This is a genomic window from Myxococcus xanthus, from assembly GCF_006402735.1.
Lineage (GTDB): Bacteria > Myxococcota > Myxococcia > Myxococcales > Myxococcaceae > Myxococcus > Myxococcus xanthus_A.
This window is the reverse complement of the sequence record NZ_CP017174.1, coordinates 2,563,495-2,588,589: the sequence shown is the minus strand read 5'-3', so window position 1 is coordinate 2,588,589 and position 25,095 is coordinate 2,563,495. Positions and strand designations below refer to the sequence as shown.

General features: G+C 69.7%; 15 protein-coding genes. 10 read left to right on the top strand and 5 right to left on the bottom strand.

Features of this window, described 5'->3' with window-relative positions:
* Positions 1-185: 185 nt before the first annotated feature.
* Positions 186-566, top strand: a complete 381-nt coding sequence (locus tag BHS09_RS11010) for a DUF488 domain-containing protein (protein WP_140797839.1) — start codon at positions 186-188, stop codon at positions 564-566.
* Here the strand turns inward: BHS09_RS11010 and BHS09_RS11005 are convergent.
* The 3 genes from BHS09_RS11005 to BHS09_RS10995 all read right to left on the bottom strand — a co-directional run bounded on the left by BHS09_RS11005 (position 563) and on the right by BHS09_RS10995 (position 4,419).
* The gene (locus tag BHS09_RS11005; RefSeq protein WP_140797838.1) at positions 563-1,228 is read right to left on the bottom strand and encodes a Gfo/Idh/MocA family protein; all 666 of its coding nucleotides are present in this window, start codon (positions 1,226-1,228) and stop codon (positions 563-565) included. The genes BHS09_RS11010 and BHS09_RS11005 overlap by 4 nt on opposite strands.
* A gap of 114 nt (positions 1,229-1,342) precedes the next feature.
* Positions 1,343-1,795, bottom strand: coding sequence for a hypothetical protein (locus BHS09_RS11000; RefSeq protein WP_140797837.1), 453 nt, complete (start codon positions 1,793-1,795; stop codon positions 1,343-1,345).
* Between the two features lie 188 nt (positions 1,796-1,983).
* Entirely contained in the window at positions 1,984-4,419 is a 2,436-nt protein-coding gene (locus tag BHS09_RS10995) for an ABC transporter permease (protein WP_237080307.1), read from the bottom strand.
* A gap of 194 nt (positions 4,420-4,613) precedes the next feature.
* Here BHS09_RS10995 and BHS09_RS10990 point away from each other — a divergent pair, with 194 nt between their 5' ends.
* The 7 genes from BHS09_RS10990 (at position 4,614) to BHS09_RS10960 (ending at position 16,089) form a co-directional block, all read left to right on the top strand.
* The gene (locus BHS09_RS10990; protein WP_140789500.1) at positions 4,614-5,687 is read left to right on the top strand and encodes an NAD(P)H-dependent flavin oxidoreductase; all 1,074 of its coding nucleotides are present in this window, start codon (positions 4,614-4,616) and stop codon (positions 5,685-5,687) included.
* Positions 5,688-5,938: 251 nt separating this feature from the next.
* Positions 5,939-6,580 carry a DsbA family oxidoreductase gene (locus BHS09_RS10985; protein ID WP_140789498.1) on the top strand — a complete coding sequence of 214 codons (642 nt, stop codon included), beginning with the start codon at positions 5,939-5,941 and terminating at the stop codon, positions 6,578-6,580.
* A 55-nt stretch (positions 6,581-6,635) separates the two neighbouring features.
* Positions 6,636-7,403, top strand: a complete 768-nt coding sequence (locus tag BHS09_RS10980) for an RNase H family protein (RefSeq protein WP_140789496.1) — start codon at positions 6,636-6,638, stop codon at positions 7,401-7,403.
* A gap of 80 nt (positions 7,404-7,483) precedes the next feature.
* Positions 7,484-9,373, top strand: a complete 1,890-nt coding sequence (locus BHS09_RS10975) for a methylmalonyl-CoA mutase subunit beta (protein WP_140797836.1) — start codon at positions 7,484-7,486, stop codon at positions 9,371-9,373.
* Positions 9,373-11,565 carry a methylmalonyl-CoA mutase gene (scpA, locus tag BHS09_RS10970; RefSeq protein WP_140789492.1) on the top strand — a complete coding sequence of 731 codons (2,193 nt, stop codon included), beginning with the start codon at positions 9,373-9,375 and terminating at the stop codon, positions 11,563-11,565. The genes BHS09_RS10975 and scpA overlap by 1 nt, the downstream gene beginning before the upstream one ends.
* Positions 11,562-12,545 carry a methylmalonyl Co-A mutase-associated GTPase MeaB gene (meaB, locus tag BHS09_RS10965; RefSeq protein WP_140797835.1) on the top strand — a complete coding sequence of 328 codons (984 nt, stop codon included), beginning with the start codon at positions 11,562-11,564 and terminating at the stop codon, positions 12,543-12,545. The genes scpA and meaB overlap by 4 nt, the downstream gene beginning before the upstream one ends.
* Positions 12,546-12,621: 76 nt before the next feature.
* Positions 12,622-16,089, top strand: a complete 3,468-nt coding sequence (locus BHS09_RS10960) for a methylmalonyl-CoA mutase family protein (protein ID WP_140797834.1) — start codon at positions 12,622-12,624, stop codon at positions 16,087-16,089.
* A 94-nt stretch (positions 16,090-16,183) separates the two neighbouring features.
* Here BHS09_RS10960 and BHS09_RS10955 read toward each other — a convergent pair whose 3' ends face one another.
* Together BHS09_RS10955 and ybaL are read right to left on the bottom strand one after the other, a co-directional pair.
* The gene (locus tag BHS09_RS10955) at positions 16,184-18,037 is read right to left on the bottom strand and encodes a DUF4215 domain-containing protein (protein WP_237080306.1); all 1,854 of its coding nucleotides are present in this window, start codon (positions 18,035-18,037) and stop codon (positions 16,184-16,186) included.
* A gap of 169 nt (positions 18,038-18,206) precedes the next feature.
* Positions 18,207-19,958 carry a YbaL family putative K(+) efflux transporter gene (gene ybaL, locus BHS09_RS10950; protein WP_140789484.1) on the bottom strand — a complete coding sequence of 584 codons (1,752 nt, stop codon included), beginning with the start codon at positions 19,956-19,958 and terminating at the stop codon, positions 18,207-18,209.
* 315 nt (positions 19,959-20,273) lie between these two features.
* Here ybaL and BHS09_RS10945 point away from each other — a divergent pair, with 315 nt between their 5' ends.
* Both BHS09_RS10945 and BHS09_RS10940 read left to right on the top strand, forming a co-directional pair.
* The gene (locus BHS09_RS10945; protein ID WP_237080305.1) at positions 20,274-21,935 is read left to right on the top strand and encodes a tetratricopeptide repeat protein; all 1,662 of its coding nucleotides are present in this window, start codon (positions 20,274-20,276) and stop codon (positions 21,933-21,935) included.
* A gap of 91 nt (positions 21,936-22,026) precedes the next feature.
* Positions 22,027-25,047 (top strand): DEAD/DEAH box helicase, encoded by a 3,021-nt coding sequence (locus BHS09_RS10940; protein WP_140797832.1) that lies wholly within the window; start codon positions 22,027-22,029, stop codon positions 25,045-25,047.
* The last annotated feature ends 48 nt before the right edge of the window (positions 25,048-25,095 follow it).

The window sequence follows — 25,095 nt, the reverse complement described above, 5'->3', positions numbered from 1 at the left end:
GTCACGCTGCTGCATCACCCCATAGCAGGGCGCGTGCCGCCGCCGATCCAAGGCCCAAGGCCAGCATTTCCAAGCACTTGGAGACATCACCCCGGGCCAACGGGGCCAGAGCCCTCTCCGTCCCGGTAAGAAATCCGGTCCACCGCGGATGGAATACCGTCCCTCCGGTTCAGGGTTGCCCAGCGATGCCGCTCAAAACCAAACGTTGGTGTGTGCCTTCCGAGCCAGATGACGGCTTCCGCGTCCTCGTCTGCCATTACCGGCCGCGAGGTCTGCCCAAGGCCAAGGAGACGTGGGACGCGTGGCTAAGCAACCTGGCGCCCAGCCCGGAGCTCTTCGACGCCTTCTATGGAAAGGGCCGCACGCCCATCACCCTGGATGCCTACCGCGAGCGGTACCTCCAGGAGATGGCGTCGCAGCAAGAAGCCATCACCGCGCTCGCCAATCGAGTGCGGCAGGGCGAAACGGTGACCCTCCTCTGTTCAAAGGACTGCATCCTCGAACAGGTCTGCCACCGAACGATTCTGGCCGGGCTCATCGAAGTGGAAGCAGCCCGGACGCACTAGAGCGGCTCTGTCCACGTCTGGCGCCGACCCGTCGCCGTCGCCTTCTCAATCGCGTCGAGCAGGCGATGCAGCTTCAGCGCCTCGCTGAAGTCGGGCGCCAGCCGAGTCCCTTCCACCACGTCACGCGCGAACGCCGCATACATCGGACTGGCTGCATGCAGCGGCACCGAGCGCAGGGTTTCCACATAGCCTTCATCCAACAGATCCCTGAGGTAGCGCACGCCCGGCGAGAGCCGGCGCTGGAGTCCAATGACGGTGCGGACCTTCGCCGCTTCCGCCAGCTTCGTGAGCGCGGCGGCCTGGGCCGTCGACGTCCCCAGCGGCCACTCGCAGAACACGTCCTTCTGCGCGGCGATGGCCGCGCGCACCAGCGCGTCGTGCTCGGGCGCCTTCACGGAGACGACCACCAGGTCCACCTCCGGATGGGTCACCAGGGCCTTGGGCCGGTTGAACGCATGGGGAACACCGTGGCGGCGGGCCACCTCGTCCGCGTGCTCCTGATTCGTCGCGCAGACCGCCGTCACCACGTACTGCGGCAACATCTTGAGCGCGGGCAGGTGTCCGAACAGCGCCCAACCGCCAGTCGAGCTCGCCCCGATGATGCCCACCCGTATCTTCTGCTTGCGCGCTCCCAGCCCGTGCTCCGCGACCGGCGGCAGCATAGGCGCGGGACCTCGCCTCCAACAGGCATCCGGGAACGGCGGAAGCCGCGGCCGGGGCGGCGGTGAACCTGCACCGTCACGCTCCAGACCGCGGCCGCCCGCGTGCGGCGTGGACTACTTGCTCATTTTCTCGATGGAGGACGCCATGTTCTCGGTCGTCTTCTCCACGTTGAACTTGGTCCGGACCTGGTCCCCCTCCTTGATTTCACGCCGGAGGTGGCTGTGGATGTCCCGGTGCTTCTCGATGGTCTTCCCATCGATTTGCGTGGAGTGGTTCACGCCGACTGGCACAACCGCTCCGTTCTCGTCCTTGATGTAGAGCTTGTCCTTCCGCATGGCCACCACGGAGCCGCTCAGCTCCTGCTGGCCCTGCATCTGGCTGCCGCCCATGCCGCCGGACATCTCCGAGCCGCTGCTGGGTGGATGCTGCATCGATGGGTCCTGCGGCATTGATGGCTCCCGTGGCGTCGAGGGTTCCGGCGGCATCGCCGGATCCTGCGAGCCCTGCGCCAGAGCCGCGCCCCCCCACGCCAGACCCGCGATCATCCCAATCACCTTGAGCTTCATGACCGACCCCTTTCGTCCAGGAAGGCGCGCCTCGCCTCCGAAGCCAACCGTGACCACGCCCCGCGGCGTTGCCAGCCGGTGCCACGGTGCGACCCACCCCCTGGAACGCGCCCCCAAGCTCGTCCGTCCCTCCTCGCGGGACGATGACCGCCGTGCCCCGTTGAAACGCAGCGGCCCCGGACGCCTGCTCAGTCCGCCCGGAGCGCCACCGCGGGGGAGACTCGCGCGGCCCGGCGCGCGGGCAGCAGCACCGCCAGGGCGGCCACCGCCAACAGCACCGCCGCCACGGCCACGTACGTCAGTGAGTCCGTGGGCTGAACGCCGCTCAGCAGGTGCGTGATGCCGCGGCTGGTGGCCACCGCCAGCCCCAGTCCGATGACGAGCCCACAGGCCGTCAACCCCAGGTAGCGACCGAGCACCAGGCCCAGTACCTGCGCCTGACGCGCGCCCAGCGCCATGCGGATGCCCAGCTCGCGGGTGCGCTGCAGCACCGCATAGGCCACGACGCCATAGAGCCCCACCGCCGACAGCACCATCGCCACCGCCGCGAAGGCCCCCGCCAGGAGCAAGTAGAAGCGCAGCGGCGCTACCGTGCGGTCAACCACCGAGGCCAGCGTGCGGACACTGCCTGGCGCCAGGTTCGCATCCAACGCACGAATCTCAGCGCGAGCCGCGGGGGCCAGGTCGAGCGGCGCCCCCTTTGTCCGCAGCAGCAGCACCATGCTCGTGGTCCGCGCCTGCACGTAAGGCACGTACACCTCCGGCAGGGACGGCGCGCCAAGCCCTTCCAGCGCCATGTCGTCCACCACGCCCACCACGCGTCCGCCCATGGCACTGCTGCCCCAGTCCATGTCGGTGTCCAGCGTGCGCCCCATAGGCTCTTCGCCAGGCCAGAAGCGGCGCGCCGCCGCTGCGTTGACCAGCACGGCGCGCCCACCCGCGCCCTGGTCCGCCGCCGAGATTCCGCGCCCCTGCAGCACCTTCACGCGCAAGGCCTCCAGCGCCCCGGGCGTCACGATGCGCACGCTGGCCTGCCAGGGTTCCGTCCCCTCCGGAGCAGGCCGCAGCGGGTCCTTCACGGGAACAGTCCACCGGGCCCCATCCAATGGAAGCCCATTCACGGCGCCGACCTGCTCCACGCCGGGCAGCGCCCGCAGCCGCTCGAGCAACGTGTCGTAGAAGGCGGCGGGCGCGGCGGTGCCAAAGCCATAGTGCAGCGGCGGCAGGTCCACCTTCACCGTCAGCACACCCTCGGGGTCGAAGCCGGGTTCGGCCCGTTGCAGGTGCACGAAGCTGCGCAGCAACAACCCCGCGCACACCAGCAGCAACACCGCCAGCGCCGTCTCCGCCACGACGAGCACGGAGCGCGTGCGGTGTCCCTGGGCGCTCCCACCTCCGCCGCCCACCACCCGCTTCAATCCACGCACCAAATCCAGCCGCCCCGCCTGGAGCGCGGGCACCAGCCCGAACAGCAGTGTGGTCAGCACGGCCAGTCCCGCGGTGAAGGCCAGCACCGGACCATCCAGCGACACCTCTTCGATGCGGGGAATGTCCCGAGGCCCCCACGTGGCCAGCGCATCCAGCGCCCACATCGCCACCAGCAGCCCCACGGCAGCGCCCAGACCCGCGAGCACGCCGCACTCCACCAACAGCTCGCGGGCGATGCGGCCACGGCTCGCGCCCAGGGCGATGCGCACGGAGACTTCCCCCTCACGCGAGGCCGCGCGCGCCAGGAGCAGGTGCGTGAGGTTCGCGCACGCGATGAGCAGCACCACCCCCACCGCGCCCAGCATCAACAGGAGCGACGGACGGACGTTGCCCACCAGCACGTCGCGCAGCGGCTCCACGCGCGCGTCCTTGCCTTCGTTCGTCTGGGGGTACTGCTCCGCCAGACGGTGGGCGATGGCGGAGAACTCGGTGCGCGCGTACGCCAGCGCCACGTCCGGGCCCAGCCGGCCGTACACCTCCAGCCAGTGCGCCCCGCGCCCCTCGGGTTTCGTCATGCCCTCTTCCCAGAGCAGCGGGCTCCACAGCTCAGAGCGTGCGGGGAAGTCGAAGCCCGGCGCCATCACCCCCACCACCGTCCACGGCTCCGGAGCGCCCAGGTCCACCGAGCGCCCCAGCACGGCGGCGCTCCCGCCAAAGCGCCGCTGCCACAGCGCATGGGAAATCACCGCCACCTTCGGAGCGCCGGGCCGGACGTCATCGGGATGAAGCGCGCGCCCCAAATGCACGCGAGCGCCCAGCATCGAGAAGAAGTCGCCCGTCACCATCCCCGCCTGCACCTTCTCCGGCGAGGTGTCCGCGCTGTCCGCCGCCAGCGTCATCGCCACGGGCGCCACCGCGGACAGGCCCTTCAGCGTGCGGCTCTGCTCCCGCAGGTCCATGAAGTCCAGCACGGAGGTGGGCCCCGGCCCCTGCATCCGCTGGCTGTACACGCGCACCAGACTCGCGTCGTCGTGCATGGGCAGCGGCCGCAGCAGCACGGCATTCACCACGCTGAAGATGGAGACGTTGGCGCCAATCCCAAGCGCGAGCGTGGCCACCGCGACCAGCGTGAAGGTGGGACTGCCACGAAGCCGGCGCAGCGCGAAGCGGAGGTCCTGGCCAAGGGTCATCGTCATGTCCAGGACGCCCGAGCATGCCGCGTGCCATCCCCGGCGTACAGGCCATCTGGACGAAGCGAGAAGCCCGGTTGCGCGGGAGTGGGAATCGGAGTCCCGCATCCGGACATCCTGGCCGCTTCCGCGTGTCATTTCTCCCACCTCGTCCAGCGCCTGCGGTTATCCCTCCGCCATTCCCGACCGAAGGAGCCGCGATGAGCCCGCAGCGACCGAACGAAGCCCTCCAGAAGCTGGGCATCCACCACCCCATCATCCAGGGCCCCTTCGGAGGCGGGCTCTCCACCGAACGCCTCGCCGCGGCGGTGTCCAACCTGGGAGGACTGGGCTCCTATGGGGCCTATCAGCTTCCCCCGGAGGAGCTTGGCCGCGTGGCGGACCGGATTCGGGCGCTGACGGACAAGCCCTTCGCGCTCAACCTCTGGGTCTCCGACCATGACGCGGGCGGGGATGCGCTCAGCCCGGAGGCGTTCGACCGCGTGTACCGCCTCTTCGAGCCGTACTACCGCGAACTCGGCGTGGAGAAGCCGGCCATGCCCGAGCGCTTCCACTATCGCTTCGAGGACCAGGTGGAGGCGCTGCTCGAAGCTCGGCCGCCGGTCTTCAGCTTCGTGTTCGGCGTACCCTCCGCTTCAATCCTGGCGGAGTGCCGGCGCAGGGGCATCCTCACCTCCGGCGCGGCCACCACGCTGGCCGAAGCCGAGGCCCTGGACGCGGCCGGTGTCGACCTCATCGTGGCCGCGGGCTTCGAGGCGGGCGGACACCGTCCTTCCTTCCTCGCGCGCGCCGAGGACTCGCTGATGGGAACGCTGGCCCTCACGCCGCTCGTCGCCGACCGGGTGAAGGTGCCCGTCATCGCGGCAGGTGGCATCGCGGATGGCCGGGGCATCCGCGCCGCGCTCACCCTGGGGGCCCAGGCCGCGCAACTGGGAACGGCGTTCCTCGCCTGCGAGGAATCAGGGGCGACGGATGCCCACCGCGAGCTGCTCTTCAGCGACCGCGCGAAGCACACCACCTTGACGCGGGCCTTCACGGGCCGGCTGGCGCGAGGCATGCGCAATCGGTGGACAGAGGAGATGACCTCTCAGCAGGCAGCGATTGCGCCCTTTCCTATCCAGAGCTGGTTTCTGTCGAAGCTCAAGCCCGCGGCGGTCAAGGCGGGCCGCACGGACCTCGTGTCGCTGTGGGCAGGCCAGGCCACGCCCAACCTGCGGCACCGGACCGTGCCGACGCTGATGGAATCCCTTGTCAAGGAACTGGTGGCCTCGTGAAGCGGAGTGCCCGCCAGCCGGACAGAGACCATCCAGTTGCATAAGCGCGCCCATCTCCGTCACACCCTGAGCCCCCGTCGCTTCGTGAGCCTCAAGGGCCGGCCCTGCCGCATCGCGTCGAGGGCCCCGCACGGCGGGCACGCCCGGCCGGCCGGCCCCCAGGTTGACCGGCGCCACCGCGGCCCATGCCCGCACGGGGATGGCCAACGTGAGGGGATGTCCCTTGCCGGGGACTTCAAGGAGCCTCGCCCATGGCCCAAACGGACATGCCGGTCCGCCTCGACGTCTGGAGCGATTACGTCTGCCCCTTCTGCTACCTCGAGCTCCCCATCCTCAAGCAGTTGCATGCCAGGCTGGGCGCGGAGCTCGACATCCACTGGCGCGCGTTCGAGCTGCGTCCGACGCCCGCGCGGCCGCTTGCCCCGGTGAGCGAGCTACCGCGGTCGGCCTGGGCCCGCGCCGTCTACCCGATGGCCGAGCAGCGGGGCTTGACGATGAAGCCCCCGCCGGTGCAACCGAGGAGCCGGCTGGCGCTCGAAGCCGCCGAGTTCGCGAAGGACGCCGGGGCTTTCTCTCCGTTCCATGAGGCCCTCTTCCGCGCCTTCTTCGAGGACGGCCGGGACATTGGAGACCTGCGCGTGCTGGCGGACCTGGCGGAGGACGTGGGCCTGGATCGCGAGTCCATGACACGCGCGCTGGAGGCGAGCCGGTACACCGCGCGCGTGCTCGCCGACGAGGAAGAGGCCCAACGCCTGGGCATCCGCGGCGTCCCGGCCATGCGGCTCGCGGGCAAGGGGCCCGTGCTGCTGCTGAACGGCGCCCAGCCAGAAGAAGCCGTTCGCGCCGCCTTCGCGCGCGTCCGGCCGGGCCCCTCCCTGAGTGCCGTGCATTGAGCGCGCGGCCACCGCCGTCCTGGCGGGAGCACTTCGCGCCGAATAGGGTGCCGGCATGGAGCACCGCCCGACCCTTGTCTTCGCTGATGGCGCCTGTTCAGGAAACCCTGGCCCGGGTGGCTGGGGGAGCATCATCGTCACGCCCGACGGGCTGGTGACGGAGTTGGGCGGCCATGAGCCGGAGACCACCAACAACCGGATGGAGCTGACGGCCGTGGGCAAGGCCCTGCGCCACCTGGAGCGCGCGCCGGGCCCCATCCACATCCACACGGACTCCACGTATGTGATTCAGGGCGCCACCAAGTGGGCGTTCGGCTGGAGCCGGCGCGGGTGGAAGACGGCCGAGGGCGGCGAGGTCGCCAACACCCTCTATTGGAAGCGGCTGATGGCGTTGCTGGCGCAGCGCAAGGAGAACCACGCCGCCGAGGCCGCCGCCGTGGCGTGGTTCTACATCCGAGGCCACGTGGGCGTTCCCGGCAACGAGCGCGTGGACGCCATCGCCGTCGCCTATTCGAAGGGGCGCGACGCGCGGCTCTACACCGGCCCGCTCCAGGACTACGGCGTGGCGGTGCATGACCTGCCGGAGGACATGTCCCTGCCACCAGAGAAGCCCAAGGAGCAGCGCGAGGCCTCCGCCAAGGCGTACTCCTACCTGAGCCAGGTGGGCGGCTCCGTGAAGCGCCACGCCACCTGGGCCGCGTGCGAGCGCCGGGTGAAAGGAGTGTCCGGCGCCCGCTTCAAGAAGACAAAGAACGCAGTGGATGAAGCCCAAGTGCTGGAGGACTGGGGCTTCAAGGGGCAGGACGTCCCGTCGGAAGACTGAGGCAGCCCCTCCAAGCCCATTGCCCCGCCGGTCCATTGCGCCTATGGGTCGGTGCCACTCCCATCCCGCGAGGACGCAGCATGGCTCAAGAGCCTCTCCATATCGCCTCGGAGTTCCCGGCCCCGTCGGTGGAAGACTGGCGCCGGCTCGTGGACAAAGATTTGAAGGGCAAGCCCTTCACCGCGCTCCAATCGCAGCTGGAAGGCGGCCTGTCGCTCCAGCCGCTGTACACGCAGCAGGACGCCGCCGTCGCGCCGCCCGAGCCGCCCGGCGTGGCCCCCTACGTGCGCGGCACCCAGGCCCTGGGCCTCACCGAGGGTGGATGGGTGGTGTGCCAGGAGTACAGCGAGCCGGACGTGACGCAGGCCGCCGAGGCCATCCGCACGGACCTGGACCGGGGCGGCTGGGGTGTGTGGCTCCACCTGGGCGACACGCACGGCGTTCGCGTACCGGATGCCGAGGCGCTGCGGCGGCTGCTCGCCCATGCGCCGCTGGACACGACGCCCGTCCACCTGGAGCCCGAGTCCGACCCGCTCGCCTCCGCCCACCACCTGCTCCACGTCGCGGAGCAGACGGGGGTGTCCCGCGCCGCGCTGAAGGGCAGCCTCGGCGTGGATCCGCTCGGCATCCTGGCTCGCACCGGCTCGCTGCCCGCGGGACTGGACGCGACGCTGGCCCAGGCCGCGCCCCTGGTCACCTCGCTGCGTGAAGCCGCGCCCGGCCTCCGGGTGTTGCTCGTGTCCACGCGCGCCTACGCGGACGCGGGCGCCACGTCGGCGCACGAGCTGGCCTGGGCCATCGCCACGGGCGTGGCGTACCTGCGCGGCTTGGAGCGCGCGGGCGTCTCCCCCGACGTCGCGGCGCGCTCCATCCAGTTCGCGGTGTCCGTGGGTGGACAGTTCTTCCCGGAGATTGCCCGGCTGCGCGCGGCGAGGCTCTTGTGGTCCAAGGCCGTGGCGGCGTGTGGCGGCTCGCCGGAGGCCCAGGCCATGGTGCTGCACGCGCGCACCGCGAGCACCACGAAGACGCAGCGGGACCCGTGGGTCAACATCCTCCGCGCCACCGCGGAGTCCTTCGCGGCCGTCGTCGGCGGCGCGGACAGCGTCAGCACCTCGCCCTTCGACGAAGCCCTGGGCACGCCCGACGCGTCCGCTCGCCGGCTGGCGCGCAACACGCAGCTCATCCTGCGCGACGAGTCGAGCCTCAACCGCGTCGCCGACCCCGCGGGCGGCAGCTACTACCTGGAGCAGCTCACGCAGGACATCGCTCGCGCGGCATGGACCGAGCTGCGGCGCATCGAGGCGCTGGGCGGCATGGAGCAGGCGCTCACGAGCGGCGACGTGGCCCGCGTGCTCGCGGAGACGCGCACGGCGCGCGACAAGGCCGTGCGCACCCGCCGCCTGCCCATTGTCGGCGTGAGTGAGTTCCCCCACCTGGGTGAAACGCCCGTCCAGCGGCAGTCCCGAGCCACGGCGTCCGCGGCGCCCGATACGTCGGGGCCCCTTCCCCTGCGCCCGGTGCGCGTGGCCGAGTCCTTCGAGACGCTGCGCGACGCGAGCGACCGCTACCTCGCCGCGCACGGTGCGCGCCCGAAGGCCTTCCTGGCCAGCCTGGGCACGGTCGCCGAGCACACCACCCGCTCCACGTGGACGGCCAACGTCCTGGCCGCGGGCGGTCTCGAGCCGGCGGACGCGCACGGCTTCGCGGACGTCGCCGACGCGGCGGCCCGCTTCGCGGCGTCGGGCGCGACGCTGGCCGTCATCTCCGGGCCGGACGCGCTGTATCCGGAATGGGTGCCCGCGCTGACGGCGGCGCTGAAGGCGAAGGGCGCGCGCGCGGTGGCGGTTGCGGGCCGTCCCGGTGACCACGAGGCCGCCTTCCGCGCGGCCGGCGTGGACGTCTTCTTCTACGCGGGAGCGGATTTGTTCTCGCTCCTGTCCTCACTGCACCAGCAGCTCGGAGTGGCCTGATGCGCCCCCACGTACCGGACTTCTCGGGCATCGACTTCGACGCCCCCGAAACGCACTCCGCCGCGCCCGCGCGCGACCAGCAACTGCGTCAGGCCGGCGAGGCCACGCGCAACGCCGAGCGCTGGGACACGCCCGAGGGCATCCCCGTCAAGCCGGTGTACACGCGCGAGGACATGGAGGGCGTGGAGCATTTGGGCTCGCTGCCGGGCCTGCCGCCCTTCGTGCGAGGCCCCTACTCCACCATGTACGTGCAGCAGCCGTGGACGGTGCGGCAGTACGCCGGCTTCTCCACGGCCGAGGCCTCCAACGCCTTCTACCGCCGCAACCTCGCGGCGGGGCAGAAGGGCCTGTCCATCGCCTTCGACCTCGCGACGCACCGGGGCTACGACAGCGACCATCCCCGCGTGGCGGGTGACGTTGGCATGGCGGGCGTGGCCATCGACTCCATCAAGGACATGCGCATCCTGTTCGACCGGATTCCGCTCGACCAGATGAGCGTGTCCATGACGATGAACGGGGCCGTGCTCCCGGTGCTGGCGCTCTACGTGGTCGCCGCCGAGGAGCAGGGCGTGCGCCCCGAGCAGCTCAGCGGGACCATCCAGAACGACATCCTCAAGGAGTTCATGGTCCGCAACACGTACATCTACCCGCCCGGTCCGTCGATGCGCATCATCGGCGACATCTTCCGCTTCACGGCGGAGAAGATGCCGCGCTTCAACAGCATCAGCATCAGCGGCTACCACATGCAGGAAGCCGGGGCGACGCAGGACCTGGAGCTGGGCTACACGCTGGCGGATGGCGTGGAGTACGTGCGCGCCGGGCTCGCGGCGGGACTGGGTGTGGACGCCTTCGCGCCGCGCCTGTCCTTCTTCTGGGCCATTGGCATGAACTTCTTCATGGAAGTGGCCAAGATGCGCGCCGCCCGCCTGCTCTGGGCGAAGCTCATCAAGGGCTTCTCCCCGAAGACGGACAAGAGCCTGGCGCTGCGCACCCACAGCCAGACGTCCGGCTGGAGCCTCACCGCACAGGACGTCTTCAACAACGTCGTGCGCACCTGCGTGGAGGCCATGGCCGCCACCCAGGGTCACACGCAGAGCCTGCACACCAACTCGCTGGACGAAGCCATCGCGCTGCCCACGGACTTCAGCGCGCGCATCGCCCGCAACACCCAGCTCTACCTCCAGTTGGAGAGCGGCACCACGCGCGTCATCGACCCGTGGGGTGGCAGCTACTACGTGGAGCGCCTCACGCACGAGCTGGCGCGCAAGGCGTGGGCTCACATCCAGGAGGTCGAAGCGCTGGGCGGCATGACGAAGGCCATCGAGGCCGGCCTGCCCAAGCTGCGCATCGAGGAGGCGGCGGCACGCACCCAGGCGCGCATCGACTCCGGCCGCCAGGCCATCATCGGCGTGAACAAGTACCCGCCCGAGCGCGAGGACTCCATCGAGATTCTCAAGGTGGACAACTCGGCGGTGCGCGAGGCGCAGATTGCACGCCTGCGCGAGCTGCGCGCGGAGCGCAACGCGGAGGACGTCCGCCGCAAGCTGGACGCACTCACCGAGGCGGGCCGGCGCGGCGAGGGCAACCTGCTGGCGCTGGCCATCGACGCGGCACGCGCCAAGGCGACGGTGGGCGAAATCAGCGACGCGCTCGAGAAGGTGTTCGGGCGCTACGAGGCCACGGTGCGCAGCGTGACGGGTGTGTATTCCAGCGAAGCGGGCAAGGACGCCACGGGCATCATCGATGCGCGCGCGAAGGCGGACGCGTTCCTCGCGCGCTTCGGCCGCCGGCCGCGCATCCTCATCGCGAAGATGGGGCAGGACGGGCATGACCGCGGCCAGAAGGTCATCGCCACCGCGTTCGCCGACCTGGGCTTCGACGTGGACATCGGCCCCCTGTTCCAGACGCCCGAGGAGTCCGCGCGGCAGGCCGTGGAGAACGACGTGCACGTCGTGGGTGCCAGCTCGCTCGCCGCCGGCCACCTGACGCTGGTGCCGCAGCTCAAGCAGGCCCTCAAGGCGCTGGGCCGCGAGGACATCATGGTCGTCGTGGGCGGCGTCATCCCCGCGCAGGACTACGACGCGCTTCGCGCCGCGGGCGCCGCGGCCATCTTCGGCCCCGGCACGGTCATCTCCAAGGCGGCCATCGAGCTGCTCGACAAGCTGGCTGCTTCATTGGAGGAAGAGGCGTGAAGCTGCTGTCCGCGGACGCGTATGTGGACGGCGTGCGCGCGGGCGACCGCGCCATGCTCGCGCGCACCATCACCCTGGTGGAGAGCGAGCTGCCGCGCCACGCGGTGCTCGCCCAGGAAGTCCTCACGCGGCTGCTCCCCGCCACGGGTGGCAGCCGGCGCGTGGGCATCAGCGGCGTGCCGGGCGTGGGCAAGAGCACCTTCATCGACGCGCTGGGCATGCACCTGGTGAACGCCGGCAAGCGCGTGGCGGTGCTGGCCATCGACCCGTCCAGCACCGTGTCCGGCGGCAGCATCCTGGGTGACAAGACGCGCATGGCGCGGCTGTCGCGCGAGGAAGCCGCGTACATCCGCCCCAGCCCGTCCAGCGGCACCCTGGGCGGCGTGGCGCGCAAGACGCGCGAGACGCTGCTCTTGTGCGAAGCGGCGGGCTTCGACGTGGTGCTGGTGGAGACGGTGGGCGTGGGCCAGTCGGAGACGGTGGTGGCCGACCTGGTGGACTTCTACCTGGTGCTCATGCTGGCGGGCGCCGGGGACGAACTGCAGGGCATCAAGCGCGGCATCCTCGAGGTGGCGGACATGCTCGCCATCAACAAGGCGGACGGCGACAACAAGCCGCGCGCCGAAAGGGCCCGCTCCGAGCTACGCGCCGCGTTGCACCTGATGCGGCCGGGCGCCGAGCCGGAAATCACCACCTGCAGTGCCCTGGAGGGCAGCGGCATCGAGAAGCTGTGGACGTCCGTCGACACGCAGCTCGGGCAGAGCGCGGCCTCGGGCGCGATGGAGCGCCGCCGCAAGGCGCAGCAGGTGCAGTGGATGTGGACCATGGTGCAGGACGGCCTCCGGGCGGCCCTGCGTGCGCACCCCGAGGTGTCCGCACTGGTGCCCACGCTGGAGGCGGACGTGCGCGAAGGGCGTACGACACCGACGTCGGCCGCACTGCGGGTGCTGGGCGCGTTCCTCCCTGAAACGAGGGCCTGACAGCCCGCGTCGAGGAGCGGTCAGTCACGCTCCAATCCCTTGCCTCGACGCAAACGGCGCTCTTACTGTACGCGCCGTGCGAAACGTCCAGCAGACACCCGTTCCCCAGCCCTACAAGCCTCGTTTCCACGTCCGCATCGTGACGGCCGCCTCCCTGTTCGACGGGCATGACGCCGCCATCAACGTGATGCGCCGCCTCATGCAGGCCTCGGGCGCGGAAATCATCCACCTGGGGCACAACCGCTCGGTGGCTGAGATTGTCGACTGCGCCATCCAGGAGGACGTGCAGGGCATCGCAATCACCTCCTACCAGGGCGGTCACGTCGAGTTCTTCAAGTACATGATTGACCTGCTGCGCGAGCGGAAGGCCAACATCAAGGTCTTTGGCGGCGGCGGCGGCACCATCCTCCCGTCGGAGATTGAAGAGCTCCACCGCTACGGCGTCACGCGCATCTACTCGCCGGACGACGGCCGGGCCATGGGCCTGCAGGGGATGATTGACGACCTCATCTCCCAGTGTGACTTCGAGAAGCGGCCGGCGGACTTCGCGCCCCTGCTCGATGCGCCCTCGATGCGTGAGCCGTCCCGGATTGCCCCGCTCATCACCATCGCGGAGAACTTCGCGTCCCAGGGAGAGCCCCTGCGCGAGGCCATGTCGCATATCCAGGCCAAGGGGCCGCGCGTGCCCATCCTGGGCATCACCGGCACCGGCGGCGCGGGCAAGTCCAGCCTCGTGGATGAGCTGGTGCGCCGCTTCCTGGCGGACTTCCCGGACAAGACGCTCGCCGTGCTCTCCGTGGACCCGTCCAAGCGCAAGTCCGGCGGCGCGCTCCTGGGCGACCGCATCCGGATGAACTCCATCGACAACCCGCGCGTGTACATGCGCTCGATGGCCACCCGCCAGAGCAACCTCGCCCTGTCCAAGCACGTGGGCGACTCCATCGAAATCTGCAAGGCCGCCGGCTTCGACCTCATCGTGGTGGAGACCTCCGGCATCGGCCAGTCCGACACCGAAATCACCGAGCACTCCGACGTGGCGCTCTACGTGATGACGGCGGAGTACGGCGCGGCGACGCAGCTCGAGAAGATCGACATGCTCGACTTCGCGGACGTCATCGCCATCAACAAGTTCGACAAGCGCGGCTCGCTGGACGCGCTGCGCGACGTGCGCAAGCAGTGGAAGCGCAACCACAACGCCTTCACCACCGCCGATGACGCGGTGCCCGTGTACGGCACCATCGCCTCGCAGTTCAACGACCCGGGGATGAACCAGCTCTACCGGGCGCTCATGGACACCATCTCCGCGAAGACGGGCGCGCCGCTCAAGTCCGGCTTCGAGCTCACGCCGGGGATGAGCGAGAAGAAGTGGATCATCCCGCCCGAGCGCACGCGCTACCTGGCGGAAATCGTCGAGGCCTGTGAGTCCTATGACGGCTTCGTGAAGGCCCAGGCCGCCATTGCCCGGCGCATGTACCAGCTCCACGGCACCATCGAGGCGCTGCGCACCAACGTGGGCCGGAAGCGCCTGGAAATCGTCGAGCCCAAGGACCCCTCGGACACGGTGCAGGTCACCGAGCGCGTCGAGGGCGAGCCCGCCTACCTGAGCGAGCTGGTGGAACTGTACAAGGATTTGGAGTCGCGGCTCCACGCCGACTGCCGGCGGCTGCTGGCCGAGTGGCCCGCGACGAAGCGCCGGTACGCCGCGTCCAAGTACCAGTTCCAGGTCCGCGACAAGGTCATCGAGCTGGACCTGTACGCGGAGACGCTCTCCCACCTGCGCATCCCCAAGATTGCCCTCCCCCGTTATGAAGACTGGGGTGACATCCTCATCTGGCTCCTGCGGGAGAACGCCCCGGGAGCGTTCCCCTTCACCGCGGGCGTCTTCCCGCTCAAGCGCGAGGGCGAGGACCCCGCGCGCATGTTCGCCGGCGAGGGCGGCCCGGAGCGCACCAACAAGCGCTTCCACTACGTGTCGCGGGGCCTGCCCGCCAAGCGCCTGTCCACGGCCTTCGACTCGGTGACGCTGTACGGCGAGGACCCGGACCACCGGCCGGACATCTACGGCAAGGTGGGCAACTCGGGCGTGTCCATCGCCAACGTGGACGACGCGAAGAAGCTCTACTCCGGCTTCGACCTGGCGGACCCGTCCACATCCGTGTCCATGACCATCAACGGCCCCGCGCCGATGCTGCTCGGGTTCTTCCTCAACGCCGCGGTGGACCAGCAGTGCGAGAAGTGGATTCGCGAGAACGGCAAGGTCGACGAGGTCGAGAAGAAGATTGATGCCCTCTACCGCGAGCGCGGCCTGCCGCGGCCCCGCTACCAGGGTGACTTGCCGCAGGGCAACGACGGGCTGGGCCTGCTGCTGCTCGGCGTGTCCGGCGACGAGGTGCTCCCGCGCGACGTCTACGAGCGCATCCGCGCGAAGACGCTCCAGTCGGTGCGCGGCACCGTGCAGGCGGACATCCTGAAGGAGGACCAGGCGCAGAACACCTGCATCTTCTCCACCGAGTTCGCCCTGCGGGTGATGGGCGACATCCAGCAGTACTTCATCGACCAGAAGGTCCGGAACTTCTACTCGGTGTCGATTTCCGGCTACCACATCGCGGAAGCCGGGGCGAACCCCATCTCCCAGCTGGCCTTCACGCTGGCCAACGGCTTCACCTTCGTCGAGTACTACCTGTCGCGGGGCATGGACATCGACGACTTCGCGCCCAACCTCTCGTTCTTCTTCTCGAACGGAATGGACCCGGAGTACGCCGTGCTGGGCCGCGTGGCGCGCCGCATCTGGGCCAAGGCCATCCGGGACAAGTACGGCGGCAATGACCGCTCGCAGAAGCTGAAGTACCACATCCAGACGTCTGGCCGGAGCCTGCACGCGCAGGAGATTGCCTTCAACGACATCCGGACCACGCTGCAGGCGTTGCTCGCGCTCAACGACAACTGCAATTCGTTGCACACCAACGCCTACGACGAGGCCATCACCACGCCCACCGAGGAGAGCGTGCGCCGCGCGCTCGCCATCCAGCTGGTCATCAACAAGGAGTTCGGCCTCTCCAAGAACGAAAACCCCAGCCAGGGTGCGTTCATCATCGAGGAGCTGACCGACCTGGTGGAGGCGGCGGTGCTGGCGGAGTTCCGCGCCATCTCCGAGCGCGGTGGCGTGCTGGGCGCCATGGAGCGCATGTACCAGCGCTCCAAGATTCAGGAAGAGTCCCTCTACTACGAGACGCTGAAGCACGACGGGACGCTGCCCATCATCGGGGTGAATACGTTCCTGGACCCCAAGGGCTCTCCGACGGTGACGCCGCCCGAGGTCATCCGCGCGACGACGGAGGAGAAGAACTACGCCATCACCTCGCGCGATGCCTTCTGGAAGCGGAACGAGGCGACGGCGCCCAAGGCCCTGGAGGCCGTGCGCCGCGCGGCGCTGGACAACGGCAACATCTTCGCCGCGCTGATGGACGCCTGTAAGGTCTGCACGCTCGGCCAGCTCTCTCGCGCGCTGTACGAGGTGGGCGGGCAGTACCGGCGCAACATGTAGCCCTGATGCCGCGTCCCCGTCCGGGCGGAGGCGGCGATGAGACTCACGGGCCGAGGCGCTTGCCGCGCCTCGGCCTTTTTCGTGTCACGACGACTCAGCCCACTTCCACTTTGCAGGTCGCGCTGCACCCATCGCGGCTGGTGGTGTTGCCGTCGTCGCACTCCTCACCCTCAGACTGCTGGACGACGGAGTCGCCGCAGCGGGGCGCCAACTGGCATGCGGCGGTGCACCCGCCGTAGGCCCCGGTGTTCAGCCCGTCATCACACGCCTCGCCCTCGTCGATGACCGCGTTACCGCAGAGCGGGACGCACTCCGTGCGGCGCGTGCTGAAGCTGTTGAGCGTGAGCCGATAGGACGACCCGCTCGTGTGGCGCTCGGCCTGGAAGAGGGCGACCTCATAGATTCGGCCAAGCGCCAGTCCCAGCTCCGCGGCCCGAGCGGAGAGCGTGACGGCCCCCGCCTCGGCGCCATGGACACCGCCCAGGTCCAATGCCAGGCGGCCGTTGATGAACACCCACACGTCATCGTCGCCGCGGAACGACAGCACTTCCGTGCCCTTGTATTCGAACCAGGCGCGCGTCTCGCTGGTGAAGTGGAAGTTGCGCGGTGCCGAATCGAAATCGGGGCGCGTCGGCTCGAATCCCGCCGCCACCCAGCCCAGCCCATCCAGCGGGAAGAAGGTCTGGTCGTCGAACTGGTAGGCGCCATTACCCGTATGCGCCAGGGTCATCGAAGAGACCACGGCGCGGTTCACACCAGGGACGTCGCGGTACCACTGGTCGAACGCAGTCCGGCCGTGGGTCGTCGTGGAGGGCTGCCCCTCCTTCGCGTAGACGGGCTTTCCATCCACGCCGAGCGTGCTCTGGACGATGCCCCGCTCCACGCCATTCTTGTTCTGGAAGTCGACGTGCCCACGCGGCAGCCCCTGCCCGGCCGGCAGGTCGTACCCTCGGAAATCCCGGTAGACGATGGGGAGGGAAACCTCCTGGGGCGGCTCCTCCTCGATGCTCACGCAGGCGAAGCCCGGCTCGAGCTTGCACTCCGGCGAACAGCCATCATTCGCGCGGAGGTTGCCGTCATCGCACTCCTCCGTGTTGCCCGACAGGATCACGCCATCGCCACAAACGTCCTCGCAGACACCGTCGCTGCAACGCGGCTCGCGACGGCAGTCGGGGAGACAGCGGTCACCAAAGTCGTGGTTGCCGTCGTCGCACTGCTCGGTGCCCTGGACCTGACCGTCACCACAGACGGTACGTGAGCAAGGCGCGCCCACCGAGGGGCAGTGCCAGCCATCTTCCAGCCGGCACATGGAGTCGCAGCCATCGCCAGTGATGACGTTTCCGTCCTCGCACTCCTCGGCGCCAGCGAGGATGCCGTCACCACACATGGCCGCGGAACAGCGCCCACCCGCGACCGGACAGACCCACCCGGGTTCAATGTCGCGGCACGTGGCCGAGCAGCCATCGCCGGCCGCGGCATTGCCGTCGTCACACAGCTCCGACGCCTGCACCACGCCGTCACCACAGACGTGCGAGCCCGCATCGGGCTCCGTTCCTGCATCGGGCTCCGTTCCTGCATCGGACTCCGTCCCTGCATCGGACTCCGTCCCTGCATCGGACTCCGTCCCGGAATCGGGCTCGGCACCCGCGTCGGGCTCCGTCCCTGCATCGGACTCCGTCCCGGAATCGGGCTCCGTCCCTGCATCGGGCTCGGTGCCCGCATCGGGCTCGGTGCCCGCATCGGGCTCCGTCCCTGCATCCCCCTCCGTCCCGGAATCGGGCTCGGCACCCGCGTCGGGCTCGGAGCCAGCATCGACGTCAGCGCCTCCATCCTCCGGCTGTTCGCCAGCATCGGAGGGGATGGATGCATCCAGCGTCACACCGCCATCTGGCTCCGGGGACGTGTCTCCACCACACGCCGAAAGGACCAGCGCCAAGACCGCAAGCATTCGCTTTGCGGCCGACAATCGGCTCTCGCTGTTCACCATGAAACCGATGGTGAAAGTAGCCCGTACGGACTGTCAATGACAGCCGCTGGCGGTCAGCGACCACACGCCGGGCGAGGCGGTTGCACGCCCGACGTCTCGAGAGTGAACAGCACCCCAGTTCCCGCGGGCCTCAAGGCACCACGGCGTCCGCGGGTGCCGGCAGCAGAGGCCGGGCCTTCAGTGCGGCCAGCCGCTCCAGCACATAGTCCAACATGCCCCGTGCCAGCGCGTGCTCGCCCATCACCACCCGGTCCACGCCAAGCGACTCCAGGTAGTCCCGCTCCTCGTCGCCATGCGTACGCACCACGGCGGGAAGGGACGGATTCACGCCCTTCACCTGCTCCACGATGGCGCGGGCCTGTAACGCGTCCGGCGTGGCGACGATGAGGATGGACGCCGTATCCAGGTGCGCGTGCTCCAGGATGCCGGGCACCGCGGCGTCCCCATAGATGGCGGGCACGCCCTCCTCACGAAGGCGCTCCACGTACTCGCGGTTCTGCTCCACGACCACGAAGGGAATCTTCCGCTCCGTCAGGCTCTGGCCAATCACGCCGCCCACGCGCCCGTAGCCAATCAACACCGCGTGATCGCGCAGCTGCACGTCCCCCATCCCAATGGGCAGGTCAGACAGTTCGTCTTCCTCGGGGTCCATGCGCGCGGCGAACCTTGGGTGCCGGCGCAGCCACGCCAGCAGTGGATCAATGGTCTTGAAGACGAGCGGGTTGAGGGTGATGGACAGCAGGGCCCCCGACAACACCAGGCTCTGCCCCTCTTTCGGCAGCAGCCCGAGCGTGACGCCCAGTCCCACCAGGATGAACGAGAACTCCCCAATCTGCGCCAGGCTCGCGGACACCGTGAGGGCGGTGTTCACCGGGTAGCGGAACGCCAACACGATGAAGAAGGCGGCCAGCGACTTCCCCAGGACGATGATGCCCAGCACGGCGAGGACCTGGAGCGGCTGCTTCACCATCACCATCGGGTCGAAGAGCATTCCCACCGACACGAAGAACAGCACCGCGAACGCGTCCTGGAGCGGCAGCGAATCCTCCGCCACCCGGTGGCTGAGCTCCGACTCACTGACCACCACGCCCGCGAAGAAGGCGCCCAGCGCGAAGGAGACGCCGAAGAGCGCGGCGGCCCCGAACGCAATCCCCAGCGACACCGCCAGCACCGACAACGTGAACAGCTCGCGGGAGCCCGTCTTGGCCACCTGGGTCAGCATCCAGGGCACCAGCCGCGTGCCGGCGACCACCATCAGCGCCACGAAGAGGCAGACCTTCCCCAGCGTGAGGGCCAGGGTCCAGATGAGGCTGTCTCCAGCGGCCGCCGTCGCGGACGTCTGCGTGTCGGCGGAGCCAAGGACGTTGCCCAGCGCGGGGAGGAGGACCAGGGCGAGCACCATCGCCAGGTCCTCCACAATCAGCCAACCCACCGCGATGCGGCCATTCACCGAATCGAGGATGCCCCGCTCCTCCAAGGCGCGCAGCAGCACCACGGTGCTGGCGGTGGACAGCGCGAGGCCGAACACCAGGCCCGCGCCCAGGCCCCAACCCCACCAGTACGAGACCACGGTCCCCATCACGGTGGCCGCCGCGATCTGCACGACGGCGCCCGGCACCGCGATATTGCGCACGGCGAGCAGGTCCTTGATGGAGAAGTGAATCCCCACGCCGAACATCAGCAGGATGACGCCAATCTCCGCCAACTGACCGGCAAGGCCCCCATCCGCGACGAAGCCCGGCGTGAACGGCCCCACGGCCACGCCCGCCAGGAGATAGCCCACCAAAGGTGGCAGCTTCAGCCAGCGTGCGACGAACCCACCAACGAAGGCCAGTCCGAGTCCAACTGCGATGGTGGCGATAAGCGTGGTGTCGTGAGGCACGGCGGAATCTCCCTGGGCGTTACGCGGAAGGGGGTATGAAAAAGCGGCGCAGCGAGGAATCCGGCCCTGGGGCGGAACCCTCGAACACCTTTCGAGCATGGGTGGTCTTGAGCGGACGCTCGCGCTGATGCAGTGAGATTCCGCCGGGCGGGAATCTACTACGGCGCGGGCTCGTTCCCAACCCTCATCCGCAGGCGGTGAGTGATGTGCTCGCCAAGCATCACTTCGAGTAGGCAACGCGCCATGTCACCCCATAGGCGGTGCGTCGGCGCGTCCCCAGCTTGAGGAAAGAGCACATCCCCGCGGAGGTCCCCCATGCGTGCTCCCCTGCCCTGTGTCTTGATGTTGGCCCTGGCGCTCGCCGGCACGTCCGCCGCTGCCGCGGAGCACTCGGCCCCGACCCTGGATTCCCTGGCAGACGGCGCGTTGCTGCTCGACGGGCTGGGGACGCACGAACGCCAGGTCACCACGGCCTCACCCCAGGCCCAGGCCTTCTTCAATCAGGGCCTGCGGCTGGCGTATGGCTTCAACCACGACGAGGCCGCACGCTCGTTCGCCCGAGCCACGCAGCTGGACCCCACCTGTGCCATGTGTTTCTGGGGCGTCGCGCTGGTGCTGGGCCCCAACTACAACATGCCCATGCTGGCGGAGAATGCGCCCGCCGCCTGGGACGCTCTCCAGCGCGCCCGGCGGCTCGCCCCCCGCACGACGCCGGTGGAGCAGTCCCTCATCGCCGCGCTCGTCCAGCGCTATCCCGGCCCGGAGGCCCTGCCACCGGAGAAGATGGCCCCCTTCAATGAGGCCTATGCCAGCGCCATGGCGGGCGTGGCCGCGCGCCACCCAGAGGACCTGGACGTGCAGACGCTCCATGCCGAAGCCCTCATGGACCGGAATCCCTGGAAGCTGTGGTCGCTGGATGGGGCGCCGGCCCCGGGCACGGAGCAGATTGTCGCCACGTTGGAGTCCGTGCTCGCCAGGGACCCCAACCACCTGGGCGCGAACCACTATTACATCCATGCGGTGGAGGCCTCGCCACACCCGGAGAAGGCGGAGCCTTCCGCGGACCGGCTGGGCACGCTGGCGCCCAGGGCGGGGCACATCGTCCACATGCCGGCCCACATCTACCAGCGCGTGGGCCGCTACGCGGATGCCTCGGAAAGCAATCGGAAGGCGGCGGCGGCGGACCTGGCCTACCAGAAGGAGGCGAAGCCGCTCGGTCACGTCTACCCCATGTACACGTCCCACAACTTCGGCTTCCTGGCGTACTCCGCGTCCATGGAGGGGCGGAAGCAGGAGACGTTGGAGGCGGCCCGGGCCTCGGCGCAACACTTCCCGCCGGAGCTGCTCACGATGATGCCGGGCATGGACTTCTTCGTGGCCCAGCCGCTGTTCGCCATGGTGCGCTTCGGGGACTGGGAGCGCCTCCTGGCCGAGCCCCGCCCGAACCCGAAGTACCCCGTCCAGACGGGCCTCTGGCTCCACGCGCACGGCATGGCGCTGGCGGCCACGGGGCAGCTGCCACAAGCCCGCGCGGAGCTGGCCGAGCTGAGACAACTGGCCCGCACCGTGCCTCCGACGATGGCCGCGAACCTCAACACCGCGAAGGACGTGCTGGGCGTCGCGGTGCGCGTGTTGGAGGCCCGCGTGACCCAGGCCGAGGGCCGGCCCCAGGCCCTGACGCTGTGGCGTCAAGCCGTCGACGCCGCGGACCGGCTCTCCTACGCCGAGCCCGCGGACTGGTTCTATCCGGTGCGCCACTACCAGGGCGCCGCGCTGCTGGAGGCCGGGCGCAGCCAGGAAGCGGAGGCCGTCTACCGCGAGGACCTGCGGCGCAACCCGAAGAATGGCTGGGGCCTGTTCGGCTTGACGCAGTCGCTCGAAGCGCAGGGACGTCAGGAGGAAGCGGCTCGCACCCGCGCCGCTTTCGAGACGGCCTGGGCGCGCGCGGACTTTCCGCTCACGACCACCGCGCCCTGATGGCAAGGGACACACCCTGACACCCCGCCGCACCCGGAACGATGCCCGGGTTGCACGAGGCTCCGCATGGGGATAGGGAAGCAGGCCTCGTATGTCTGCGACCGCGGAGCTGCTCGATGCCGTCCGGGAGGAAGCGCGCCCGGACACCTGGTCTGCCGGCACGGGGCTCGCTCGCGCGGGCGCCGTTTCGGTGCAGTCCGTGGATGAGGAAGAGGCCGTGCTTCGGGTGCGCGTGCCCAGCCGGCCCGCCCCCGTGAAGACGGTGCTCTACCTGGATGAAGCCATCTGGGAGTGCGACTGCCGCGGCCGGGTGGACCCCTGCGAGCACGTGGTCGCCGCGGCGCTGGTCCTCCATCAGCATTCCACGGCGCGGCGAGCCCCCGCGCAGCGCCCGGCCGCCCCCGCCGCGCGCCCGGGCGCGAACACCGTCGCCAGGCCCGGCGCCCCCGCGGCTGGCGCGCCCAAGCCGGAGCGCATGGTGTACCGGTTCAAGCGCGTGGACGGCGGGCTCCAGTTGGAGCGGCTGGTGGTGCGCCCGGACAACACCGCGCGACTGCTGGCGCGCAGCCTGGCCTCGCTGCTCACCAATCCGGTGGAGGCCGCTCGCATCCAGACGCAGCCGTGCGATTTGCTCGCGGACAAGCTGCTGCTGAAGCCCACCCGGGGCGCGCTGCCACCCGAGCGGCTCAACGCGCTGCTGCGCGTCCTGGAGCCCGCGCGCACCGTGCTCTTCGACGGCGCATTGGTGTCGGTGACGAGCGAGCCCCTCATGCCCCGCGTCACCGTGGAGGACCGCGGTGAGAACACGGTGCTCAAGGTGGAGAAGGACCCGCGCGTCACGGAGGTGGTGAGCCCCGGCCTCGCGCTGTGCAGCGGGACGCTCTGTCCCCTGGGGGAACAGGGCCTCACGGGGCCCTGGTTGGAGAAGCTGCCACATGAGCGCGCCTTCGCGCCACACCAGATGGGGGACCTGACGGGGAAGGTGCTGCCGGACATCGCGCGGCGCATGCCGGTGGACGTGCGGAGTCAGCGGCTGCCGCCCATCGACCGCACGCTGAAGCCTCGCATCTCACTGGAGCTGAACCAGCTCGACGCGGGCCTCTCCGTGCTACCGACGTTGGTGTATGGCTCGCCGCCTACCGTGCGCATCGACAGCGGACGCATGGTGTACTTGAAGGGCGCCGCGCCCGTGCGCGACGAGGCCGCCGAGCAGATGCTCGTCCACCAGCTCCGCGACGAGCTGAACATGGCCCCCGGGCGGCGCGTCACGGTGCAGGGGAAGGAAGCCGTCCAGCTCGCCGACAAGCTGCGGCGCTGGCGTGGGGGCCTCACGGGAGATGGCGCGGCGGTGGTGACGAACCCGAACGTGCAACTGCGCCCGGTGCTCAAGATGGACACGGGCGCTGGCACCGAGGGCGTGCCGCACGTGGGCTTCTCCTTCGACTTCCAGGTGGAGGGCGAGGACCGGGAGTCGCCCCGCTCCGTGGATGCGGCGGCGGTCATGCGCGCCTGGGAAGAAGGGATTGGGCTGGTGCCGCTGGAGGGCGGTGGCTGGGCGCCCCTGCCCGCGGAGTGGCTGAAGTCCCATGGCCAGCGAGTGGCGGACCTGCTGTCCGCGCGAGGCCGGGATGGCCGGCTCGCCAACCACGCCATTCCGCAGCTCACCGGCCTGTGTGAAGCGCTGGAGCACCCCTCCCCGCCGGGCCTGGAGCGGCTGGCGCCCCTGGTGAAGGGCTTCGAGAAGCTGCCCGAGCCGCAACTGCCGGAAGACCTCACGGCGACGCTGCGCGCGTATCAGCTCCAGGGCGTGAGCTGGCTCACCTTCCTGCGTCAGGCGGGGCTGGGCGGCGTGCTCGCGGACGACATGGGTCTGGGCAAGACGCTGCAGACCATCTGCACGCTGGGCCCGGGCACCCTGGTCGTGGCGCCCACGAGCGTGCTGCCCAACTGGGAGGCGGAGGTGAAGCGCTTCCGTCCCTCGCTGAGGGTCTCCGTGTACCATGGCCCCGGACGCGCGCTGGATGAGGCGGCCGACGTGACGCTGACGACGTATGCCCTGATGCGCCTGGACGCGGAGGTCCTGGGCGCGAAGCAGTGGAGCACCGTCGTGCTGGACGAGGCCCAGGCCATCAAGAATCCAGACAGCCAGGTGGCGCGGGCCGCGTATGGATTGCAGGCGGACTTCAAGCTGGCGCTGAGTGGCACGCCCATCGAAAACCGGCTGGAGGAGCTCTGGAGCCTGATGCACTTCACCAACCAGGGCCTGCTCGGCGGACGGAAGGACTTCGAGGAGCGCTGGGCGCGGCCAGTGGCGGACAACCACAAGGGCGCGGCGGAGCGGCTGCGGGCGCGCATCCGGCCCTTCATCCTGCGCAGGCTCAAGCGGGACGTGGCGCCGGAGCTGCCGCCGCGGACGGACGCCGTGCGCCATGTGACGCTCACGGAGCGGGAGCGCGCCGTCTACGACGCCGTCTACGCGGCGACGCGCGAGGAAGTGGTGTCACAGCTCGAAGCGGGCGGCAGCGTATTGAAGGCCTTGGAGGCCCTGCTGCGGCTGCGGCAGGCGGCGTGCCACCCTGCCCTCGTGCCGGGACAGCAGGCGAAGACCTCTTCCAAGGTGCAGGCCCTGGTGGAGGCACTGGGCACGGCGGTGGAGGACGGGCACAAGGCGCTCGTCTTCTCTCAGTGGACGTCGATGCTGGACCTCATCGAGCCCGCGCTCCAGGAGGCGGGCATCGGCTTCATCCGGCTGGATGGCAGCACGGCGAACCGAGGCGCGGTGGCGGCGTCCTTCCAGGACCCGAAGGGCCCACCGGTGATGTTGATTTCCCTCAAGGCGGGCGCCACGGGACTCAACCTCACGGCGGCGGACCACGTCTTCCTCGTGGACCCATGGTGGAACCCGTCCGTGGAAGCCCAGGCCGCGGACCGCGCGCACCGCATCGGGCAGCAGCGGCCCGTCATGGTGTACCGGCTGGTGTCTCAGGGAACGGTCGAGGAGAAGATCCTCACGCTTCAGGCGAAGAAGAGGGAGTTGTTCGAGGCCGCGCTCGGCGGCGGCTCTGGGGCCACCGCGATTACGCGTGCGGACCTGATGCAACTCCTTGCGTAGCCGTCGCCTTCGGTTCACTCAGCGCAGGCCGCAAGTCCGCCGATGCCT